The sequence below is a fragment of the Methylophaga lonarensis MPL genome (assembly GCF_000349205.1).
GTDB classification, from domain to species: Bacteria; Pseudomonadota; Gammaproteobacteria; order Nitrosococcales; family Methylophagaceae; genus Methylophaga; species Methylophaga lonarensis.
In genome coordinates this window covers 1-9,629 of sequence record NZ_APHR01000023.1, presented here as the reverse complement: position 1 = coordinate 9,629, position 9,629 = coordinate 1, and the positions used below count along the sequence as shown (strand labels likewise).

At 49.5% G+C, this 9,629-nt stretch carries 11 protein-coding genes; 2 read left to right on the top strand and 9 right to left on the bottom strand.

The genetic code is table 11. The features are described from left to right. The 7 genes from MPL1_RS04945 to dapC all read right to left on the bottom strand — a co-directional run bounded on the left by MPL1_RS04945 (nucleotide 1) and on the right by dapC (nucleotide 6,496). Nucleotides 1-225: a hypothetical protein gene (locus tag MPL1_RS04945; RefSeq protein WP_009726026.1), complete on the bottom strand. Its 225-nt coding sequence runs from the start codon at nucleotides 223-225 to the stop codon at nucleotides 1-3. Between the two features lie 113 nt (nucleotides 226-338). Further along, the gene (locus MPL1_RS04940) at nucleotides 339-2,480 is read right to left on the bottom strand and encodes a TonB-dependent receptor (RefSeq protein ID WP_009726025.1); all 2,142 of its coding nucleotides are present in this window, start codon (nucleotides 2,478-2,480) and stop codon (nucleotides 339-341) included. A gap of 63 nt (nucleotides 2,481-2,543) precedes the next feature. Next, a complete protein-coding gene (locus MPL1_RS04935) occupies nucleotides 2,544-2,813 on the bottom strand; it encodes a hypothetical protein (protein WP_152417584.1) in 270 nt (89 codons plus the stop codon). A gap of 23 nt (nucleotides 2,814-2,836) precedes the next feature. Further along, nucleotides 2,837-3,979: a succinyl-diaminopimelate desuccinylase gene (gene dapE / locus MPL1_RS04930; protein WP_009726023.1), complete on the bottom strand. Its 1,143-nt coding sequence runs from the start codon at nucleotides 3,977-3,979 to the stop codon at nucleotides 2,837-2,839. After that, nucleotides 3,969-4,313 carry an ArsC family reductase gene (locus MPL1_RS04925; protein ID WP_009726022.1) on the bottom strand — a complete coding sequence of 115 codons (345 nt, stop codon included), beginning with the start codon at nucleotides 4,311-4,313 and terminating at the stop codon, nucleotides 3,969-3,971. The genes dapE and MPL1_RS04925 overlap by 11 nt, the downstream gene beginning before the upstream one ends. Nucleotides 4,314-4,455: 142 nt before the next feature. Further along, on the bottom strand, nucleotides 4,456-5,277 hold the full coding sequence (gene dapD / locus MPL1_RS04920; RefSeq protein WP_009726021.1) for a 2,3,4,5-tetrahydropyridine-2,6-dicarboxylate N-succinyltransferase: 822 nt from the start codon (nucleotides 5,275-5,277) through the stop codon (nucleotides 4,456-4,458). Further along, nucleotides 5,270-6,496: a succinyldiaminopimelate transaminase gene (gene dapC / locus MPL1_RS04915; protein ID WP_009726020.1), complete on the bottom strand. Its 1,227-nt coding sequence runs from the start codon at nucleotides 6,494-6,496 to the stop codon at nucleotides 5,270-5,272. The genes dapD and dapC overlap by 8 nt, the downstream gene beginning before the upstream one ends. Nucleotides 6,497-6,567: 71 nt before the next feature. Here dapC and MPL1_RS04910 point away from each other — a divergent pair, with 71 nt between their 5' ends. Both MPL1_RS04910 and MPL1_RS04905 read left to right on the top strand, forming a co-directional pair. After that, nucleotides 6,568-7,473, top strand: coding sequence for a DMT family transporter (locus MPL1_RS04910; RefSeq protein ID WP_083859205.1), 906 nt, complete (start codon nucleotides 6,568-6,570; stop codon nucleotides 7,471-7,473). Between the two features lie 107 nt (nucleotides 7,474-7,580). Then, a complete protein-coding gene (locus tag MPL1_RS04905) occupies nucleotides 7,581-7,970 on the top strand; it encodes a VOC family protein (protein WP_009726018.1) in 390 nt (129 codons plus the stop codon). Between the two features lie 281 nt (nucleotides 7,971-8,251). Here the strand turns inward: MPL1_RS04905 and ttcA are convergent, their stop codons facing one another. After that, a complete protein-coding gene (ttcA, locus tag MPL1_RS04900; protein ID WP_009726017.1) occupies nucleotides 8,252-9,115 on the bottom strand; it encodes a tRNA 2-thiocytidine(32) synthetase TtcA in 864 nt (287 codons plus the stop codon). Further along, a partial coding sequence (locus MPL1_RS04895; protein ID WP_040576895.1) for a molybdopterin-binding protein occupies nucleotides 9,116-9,629 on the bottom strand: 514 nt, incomplete at its 5' end.

The window sequence follows — 9,629 nt, the reverse complement described above, 5'->3', positions numbered from 1 at the left end:
TCAGGACATGGTCATCCAGCCTGCAATCAGCAGTAACAGGGTTATCCAGAAAGTACGAATCTGAAATTCGTAATGGGATTTGAGCCAATCAGGCGCCTCTGCTTTGTGGGTATAGGCGACGACGACACCTATCAGCGTCAGCAGGTAGATGATAATGCCTGCCATATAGAAGATGTAGACCAGTCGAGCAGTATTACTTTCGTCATTGGCATCAAAGAAGCTCATCAAGATATCCCTGGTTAAATAATGTTTTTAATGTAGCAGATAGTGTCGAGTTTCCAAACTCTCAAAAAAAGACCCGGCAGAACCGGGTCTTTTAAATGGCGCTATAACGGGGTTTAGCCACCGAAGTCGAAGCGTACACCAGCGAAGATTGCACGGCCAATAATTGGCGCATCATCTTTTCGGAAGCTGGTATGACGACGTCCATCCTCGTTGAGCAGATTTCTGCCTTTGAGATAGAAGTGGGTTCCACTCATTTGCTGAGGTGACCAGACCACATCCGCAGAAACAAGGTTATAACCACTGGTATTGTCCTCCAAGTCTGCAGTTTTGGACTGTTTGAACACCCGCTGGTAGTCAAGACTTAATTTAACGTTCTGATATCTCGTATCGACACCAAAGCCAAGACGCATCGGCGAAATGCGTGGCAGATCGCCACCACTATTGAGTTTGCCTCGCACATAGTCACCTGAAAATCTTAAGCTTACAGGCATGGGGCCCTCAATCACATCTGCCACGGCTGCAAATTCCAATCCGTAGAATCGGGCGTTTGCTTGTTCATTGAACACAAGCTGATCGTCCGAATCTTCTGCTCTGAGCAGATCACCGTTGTCATCCAGTCTTGAGGCAGGATAGATGAAATCCTTGGCATGATTGAAGAAAGCGGTCAGATCATAACGGAACATACCTTGGTGACGATCAAAGCCAACTTCAAAGTTAGTGTATGTTTCTTTCTTCAAACGAGGATCACCGACTTCCACAGTACCTGCAGCAGCATGACGACCAAAGGCGTATAGCTGTTCAGGCGATGGGGCTCTTTGTGAGCGAGTCAGTGCAAAACGCAGATGATGAGCATGATCAACATCAATGATAGTGCCTGCCGACAAACTTAGAGCAGTAAAACGACGATTGCTCAATGACGCATCTTGTTCCAGCTCGTCATCGCCCATGAAGTCTGTTTCAAGGTGAATATCTCGTTCATCGCCGAGTGATTTTGGATTTGAACGAACTTGTTCCAGTCTGGCAGCCAGTTCGATACGACCAAAGTCGGTAGGTCGTTCTTCCAGCACAAACAAGCCCCATGTTCTGGTGTCGTTGTTACGCACATAAAATCCATCATCGCCGTGGCCATGACCATGTCCGTGGCCTTCTCCTTCGGATCGGAATTCACGGTCATTAAATTGCAATCCGATCACGCCTTGCCACATCCCGATAGGGTTGTGCACCAATTCAAAACGGAGATCTGATTCTCTATTTCTGAATTCAGCCTCGACTTCACGTTCGTCAAATACGCCATCTTCAAATTCATTGGCTATTTCTTTTTGACGATAACGGGTATGTGCGATTTTCAGGCGAGCGGTTTCAAAGCCTGCGAATGGATTGTTAAATTCACTGCGCAGATCAAAACGGTCCTGCTTGGCACGAATGAATTCCAGTTCTTCATCACCTTCACCCGTGAGAATGTCTGGAATTTCATATTTGCTATCGTAATAGCTGTAACCCAGACCAACGAAGCCCCAGGTATCTGTGAATACAGAACTGAAAGCATGGCTGTTATTTTCGATTTCGCTGTTATTCAGTTTGTTGCGGCGACCGTCTCGCTGGCCACGCTCCTGATAACCCTTGATATCAAAATCGCTGCTTTTACGGCCACTGAGGTCCGCGCGGAATACCAGATTGCTGGTGGCCGGTAACTCCAGCCCCAGTCGCCCCTGGCGATCATGGCCATTAAAGCCATATGACAGATCGCCCTCGACACGAGCTGATTCACCAAATTCAGGGCTGAAACGGTTACTGCGGACATTGACAACACCACCGGCAGCGCCACTGCCGTAGAGTAAAGTTGAAGGACCACGAAATACTTCGATCTGATCAGCTCGAGCGGGATCAATAGCAACCATATGGTCAGCGCCTTCGCCTGAGATATCAGCGGTGGACAAGCCATCTTCAAGCATTTGAATACGTGAGCCTTGCAGACCACGAATCACCGGGCGTCCGACACCTGGACCAAAATCAGCATTAGTGACACCAGGCAGGCCTTCCAGGACCTCACCCAGTGTGCCAGCGCGTCTCTGGTCAAGCTCATCACCCGCTAACACGGTGACAGGTTGTACAATTTCATCGGCAGTACGATTACCGAGCGGGTCTGACGTTACGATCAGACGTTGAAAATCAACATTTTCGTCGGCTGTGACAGAAAAAGCCACAGGAGACAGCGCCGCTGCAACCAGCAACGCCAAGGGTTTTTTGGCATACATAGGTACGTCCTCTTAAAACTGAATTCTCTGACGCCTGATGGCATCGACAACTGAACAACTGGTTCAGGAGAATACAGGCGGCGCACGAATACCGTATTGGTAGCTGATCAGCCGCTGAAGCTGACTGACTGCTAGTGAGATATCGAGAAGGGAAAGAGCTTGCCTGATCGAAGGAACAAGCCCAGGTGTTGATGCAAGTGGTGATTGCTGACTGACAAAAATCAGCCTTTCACACTCTGCCACATGATCGTGGAACGAGTGTTCTGCGTCATGCCAGACGGCCAATGACTGCATCAGCAGCACAGTGGCTGCCAGCAGAATAATGAGCCGCATCTGACGTGGCACAGACATGCGGGTTATTTGACCAGCAATTCAACCAGCAATTGCTGGTAGATGTCTGACAATGTATCCAGATCCTTGATTGCAACACACTCGTTTATTTGATGAATGGTTGCGTTGAGCGGGCCAAGTTCAATCACCTGTGCGCCGGTCGGGGCAATAAAGCGGCCATCCGATGTACCGCCAGAAGTTGATAATTCAGTCTTGCGTCCGGTCACTTCCAGAACGGCTGCCTTGACCGCATCCAGTAATTTACCGGTAGCGGTGCGGAAAGGTTGACCGGACAATACCCAGTCAATGTTGAACTGTAATTGATGTTTATGCAGTATGGCTTCAACACGTTCACGTAGCTGTTGATCGGTGACTTCAGTTGAAAAACGGAAGTTGAAAATCATCTCGACCGTACCAGGAATAATATTGGTTGCGCCGGTACCGCTGTTGAAATTGGACACCTGGAAACTGGTAGGTGGAAAATCGGCATTACCTTCATCCCATACTTCCGAGCACAATTCGGCCAGTGCCGGTGCCAGCAGATGTACCGGGTTGGCTGCCAGATGCGGGTAGGCGATGTGACCTTGTTTACCTTGGACGGTCAGGTAGCCATTGAGCGATCCACGGCGACCATTTTTCACCACATCGGCCACTTGGTGACTGCTAGTGGGTTCACCCACCACACACCAATCAATGTGTTCACCTCGCTGCTGCAGGGTTTCAATCACTTTGACGGTGCCATTCACTGCCGGGCCTTCTTCATCACTGGTCAGCAAAAAAGCAATACTGCCCTGATGATCAGGATGTTGTGCTACAAAACGCTCACAGGCGGTGATCATGGCGGCGATACTGCCTTTCATATCCGCTGCGCCACGACCGTAGAGCATGCCATCGTGAATTTCGGCTGCAAAAGGCGGCGTTTGCCATTTATCCAGCGGACCCGTCGGCACGACATCAGTGTGACCGGCAAACACAAACAATGAACCTGCATGACCACGTCGCAGCCACAGATTATCAACGTCGGCGAAGCGCAGATGTTCAGCCTTGAAACCATATTGGGCCAGTCTGCCGGCAATCATCAACTGACAGTCCTTATCTTCAGGCGTGACGCTGTCACGGCGGATAAGGTCCTGGGTTAATGCAACGGTGCTGGAAATCTCAGTGTCCATAGTGTTCCTGGAATAGGCTTTCGTTAAAGCCGATAGTGCACTGCCCATTGTGCGCCACAACCGGCCGTTTGATTAGGGTCGGTTGGCGAAGCATCAAGGCAATTGCTGCTGTCTGGTCAAGGTCTTGCTTGTCGGCATTGTCAAGCTGACGCCAGGTGGTGCCACGTTTGTTCAGCAAATCTTCCCAGCTGACTGATTGCAGCCATTGCTGAAGATGCTCTTTGGTCAGGCCATCGACGCGAACATCATGAAACTGATAGTCAATATTGCGATCATCCAACCAGCGGCGAGCCTTTTTGACGGTGTCGCAGTTCTTAATGCCGTAAACAATCATGGCCTTGCTCTAGTGGAAAATTCAGCTTCAGTCTGGCCGTGTATTCTAGATCAAAGGATATGATGTATCAATTCGTCCAGGCCGATAGCTGCGTTGAAAAATAGACGACGGGACTGTGTACCAGTCTCCGTCGTCCACATGATTAGATATCGCGCAACAGTTCGTTGATGCCGACCTTGCCACGCGTTTTTTCATCTACCTGTTTGACAATCACAGCGCAGTAGAGGCTGTAGCTGCCGTCTTTAGATGGCAGGTTGCCTGAAACCACCACTGATCCGGCTGGAATCCGGCCATAGCTGATTTCACCGGTCATACGGTTGAAGATCTTGGTGCTTTGACCGATGTAGACACCCATTGAGATAACAGAGCCTTCTTCAACGATAACGCCTTCAACGACTTCCGAGCGCGCGCCGATAAAGCAGTTGTCTTCGATAATGGTTGGGCCAGCTTGAAGCGGTTCAAGCACACCACCGATGCCAACGCCACCAGACAGATGGACGTTTTTACCGATTTGTGCACAGCTGCCAACGGTGGCCCAGGTATCCACCATCGTGCCGGAGTCAACGTAAGCACCGATATTGACATAAGATGGCATCAGTACAGTGCCAGGTGCGATATAAGAACCACGACGAACTGCGGCAGGTGGTACAACACGAACACCGGCTTTATTGAAATCGTCTTCGCTGTAGCTGGCAAATTTTGGCTCAACTTTGTCGAAATAGTTGGTTTCACCGCCTGCCATCAAGCGATTGTCATTGAGACGAAATGACAGCAAAACAGCTTTTTTCAGCCACTGATTCACCACCCAATCACCGTTTTGTTTTTCGGCAACACGTGCAGTGCCGTTATCCAGCATGGCCAGCGCTTCGTTGACAGCATTACGGACTTCAGCATCGGCATTGGCCGGGGTGATCTCTGCTCTGCGCTCAAAGGCAGATTCAATGATCGCTTGTAGATTATTCATTGGGTTCTCCAGGTACGTTAGATGATAGGTTTTCAATGAGTTGTCGAATTCTTACAGCGGCCTCAATACAGTCTTCCAAAGGCGCGACTAGAGCCATGCGTATCCGATGTGAACCGGGATTGCCTGTTTCAGTGTCGCGGGCCAGATAACTCCCCGGCAGCACTGTCACATTGAATTGTTCAAATAACTGACGACTGAACTCATCATCGGCAATCGGTGTTTCCGCCCACAGATAGAATCCGGCAGCCGGTTTTGCTACAGACATGACTGGCGAGAGAATTTCCAGCACAGCATCAAATTTTTGCCGATACAACTCCCGGTTATACTCGACATGCGCTTCATCCTGCCAGGCGACAATTGAGGCCGCTTGTGTTGCTGGGGGCATGGAACAGCCATGATAGGTGCGATAACGCAGAAACTGTTTGAGGATACGCGCATCACCCGCGACAAAGCCACTACGCAGGCCCGGCGCATTAGAACGTTTTGACAGGCTGTGAAAGGCGACACAACGGCTTAAATCAGTAAAGCCCGCTGCGATAGCAGCCTGTAACAGCCCGACGGGTGGTTCATTTTCATCGAGATATATCTCTGAGTAACACTCATCGGCAGCGATAACAAAGTCGTATTGCTGTGCCAGTGAAATCAATAAGCCAAGCGTATCAATGTCAATGACTGCCCCTGTCGGATTGCCGGGACTGCACAGGTAAAGCAGCTGGCAGCGTCGCCAGACGGCAGGCGGTACGCTGGCAAAATCGGGGACAAAGTCATTGTCAGCGGTGCAGTTCAGAAGATAGGGTTCAGCGCCTGCAAGAATCGCAGCGCCTTCGTAGATTTGATAAAAAGGGTTGGGCATGACCACAGTAGGTCTTTCTGCAGAACGATCGATGACTGCCTGAGCAAAGGCGAACAAGGCCTCACGCGTACCATTGACCGGCAAAACCTGAGTCATTGGATCAATATGGCCTCCAAGGTGGAAGCGTTGATCGAGCCATTGGGCAATAGCATGTCGCAGTTCAATCGTGCCTGCTGTGGTTGGATAAACTGACAGGCCGTGCAAATGAGACATCACCGCTTCGGTAATAAAACCAGGTGTCGCATGTTTGGGTTCGCCAATCGACAATGCGATGTGGGCAAGTGATTCAGGTGGCACACAACCTTGTTTCAACGTCGCCAGCTTCTCAAATGGATAGGGATGCAATGCGGCAAGCTCTGGATTCATAACGGTCTTGGATTGAAAAAAATTCCCTCATTATAACGGCTCAGGCGTGACTCGTGTTATAAGCTTCGGCCATGATTCAAATTTCACAACGCGCAGAATATCCTCTGGCAATCGCTGGAATTCTATACTCCTCAGCGATGTGGGGACTGATCTGGTATCCCATGCGTCTATTTGAGGCCGCAGGCATGTCAGTGGTCTGGGTAACCCTGGTGATGTACCTGACTGCGGCAGTGATCAGCCTTCCGTCTCTATGGAGGTATCGTGGTAGATGGCATGAGTTGCCTGTAGAACTGTTATGGCTGATGTTGATCGCGGGCATTACCAATCTGACTTTCCTGGTCGCCTTGATTGAGGGAGATGTCATGCGGGTTATGCTGTTATTTTTTCTGTCACCGGTTTGGACCATTCTGATTGGACGCTGGTGGTTGGGAGAACAGTTATCTCAGCGTGCAGTTATGTTGATGTTGTTAGCCATGGCGGGCACGGTAATGATGCTCTGGCATCCTGACTTTGGTCTGCCCTGGCCGCGTGGTCTGGGCGATTGGCTGGGGCTGATTGCGGGGTTATGTTTTTCTATTAACAACGTGCTGAGCCGAAAACTGGCCGCTGTACCTATGCCACTGAAAATCTCGGCAGTGTTCTGGGGCGTGGTGCTGATCGCCACACTGGTGTTGATCTGGCAATCTATTGAATTTCCTGTTGTCAGTACATCAGTATGGTTTTGGAGCGTTTTTTGTGGGCTGATTATCCTGACGATGACGGTCAGCGTGCTGTATGGCCTTGCCAGGATGCCGGTGTATCGTTCGGCAGTGATCATCTTGTTTGAACTGGTGGTCGCGGCCTTTGCTGCGTGGTTATTGATAGGCGAAGTCATGTCGGTTCGTGAGTGGATAGGCGGCAGTTTGATATTTGCAGCCGCTTACGGAGTTGCGATACTGGACAGACGCGCCAGCGCAGCTCGCCGGAACTCAGTTTGACAGAATCTCTATAAATCTTTGGCTACCAATTGAGTGAGTCGGTCATTGACAGCCACAAGCGCATTCAATAAACATCATGCCAATCAATTATCAAGGACACTGTAACCATGATCAAATCAATCGCCCATGCCAGTTTTCTGGTTGCGGATGTAAAAAAGTCCGTCGACTTTTATTGCAACGTACTGGAGATACCACTGAATCCAAATCGTCCCAACTTTCCGTTTGATGGGGCATGGCTGGATATTGGCGCTAATGGCCAGCAAATTCATCTGATGCAATTACCCAACCCTGATACACATGAGGGCAGACCCGAGCATGGCGGTCGTGATCGCCATGTGGCATTGGTGGTCGAAGATTTGGAAAAACTCGCGGTGAAACTTGAAGCTGCAGGCGTTGAATTTTCCAGAAGTAAATCTGGACGGGCCGCTTTTTTCTGTCGCGACCCAGACGGTAATGCATTGGAGTTTTCGGAAGATTTTACCCCGCCAAAAGCCTGATTTCAGTGACTTGCAGATAAGATCAATGACTTGCAGAGTTACTCACATTTTCTGTGGATAACTCTGTGGTTAATTGTTTAGAAAAACGCTAAGTCATTCATCTGTAACATACAGCCTTGGAATGGTTAAAAAATGTACAGGTTGGTAAACAATATAAAAAACAATAGGTTAGGTGTTGAATTTTTGTTTTCAATGACTTAGCGGCACTTCTTGTCACAAGTTTGTAATGATGCTGGCTAATGTTGGATAACTTGCCTGTCTGAATGTGCTTTTCTATACAATCAACGTGCCAATGCTGGTTGTAAATGATCATCCAGAATGAATTCCTCATCGCCAGTCGCGGGCTGACGTTGCAGCTCAAGCCCCTTGAAATCAAATAATTCGCCATCGGCCAACTGAGAGGGCGAAATGTTTTGCAGGCTGCGGAAAATATTTTCCAGACGTCCGGGGTGTTGTTTCTCCCAGCCTTGCAGCATGTCTTTGATGACCTGACGTTGCAGATTTTCCTGTGAGCCGCACAAGTTACAGGGAATGATTGGAAACTGCCGTGCATCGGCATAGCGCTGAATATCAGACTCGCGCGCGTAAGCCAGTGGGCGAATCACAATATTGGTTTTGTCGTCACTGAGCAGTTTGGGCGGCATGGCTTTGATTTTGCTGCCGAAGAACATGTTGAGAAACAGGGTTTCGATAATATCGTCCCGGTGATGGCCCAAGGCAATTTTTGTGATGCCACTTTCTCTGGCAAAACCGTAAAGTGAACCACGACGCAGCCGTGAACAAATGCCGCAGGTGGTTTTACCCTCGGGTACTACTTCCTTGACAATGCTATAGGTGTCTTTCTCGATAATATGAAACGGCACGCCGATACTGGTCAGATATTCTGGCAATACGTGCTCCGGAAAACCAGGCTGCTTCTGATCAAGATTCACTGCGATTAATTCAAAACTGATTGGCGCGTGGTCTCTGAGATTGAGCAGGATATCCAGCATGGTGTAACTATCTTTGCCGCCGGATAGACAGACCATCACCTTGTCGCCATCTTCGATCATGTTGTAGTCAGCAATTGCCTGACCGACCTGACGCCGCAGTCGTTTGCGGAGTTTGTTAAGCTCAAAAGCTTGTTTGTTGTGTGTTTCAGTCATTTAGATCAGACCTGTGAAAGGCTGGATAAGCACTTCGCTGCCAGCGGCAACGCCATCGCAGTGATCATCCAGTAAAATAAAACAATTGGCGTTATTCATCGAGCGGAGGATACCTGAGCCTTGATCGCCGGTGTGACTGACTTCAAGCGAACCGCCAGCGCCTGTTCGCATGACGCCACGCTGAAACTCAAAGCGTCCCGGTCTTTTTCGAATGTCATTAGCGGCTATAGCTTTTATCAGCAGTGGTTCCTGAACGGGCTCACCGGCCAGTTTCTGAAGGGCAGGCAATACAAACTGGTAAAAAGTCACCATGACTGAAACCGGGTTTCCGGGCAGTCCAAAAAACACTGCGCTGCCTACATGACCAAAGGTCAGCGGTCTGCCGGGTTTCATGGCAATTTTCCAGAAGTTGACCTGGCCCAGTTCAGTCAGAATGTCTTTGACATAATCAGCATCACCGACAGACACGCCGCCGGAGGTGATAATGACATCCGCTTCGCTTGAGGCTTGCAGG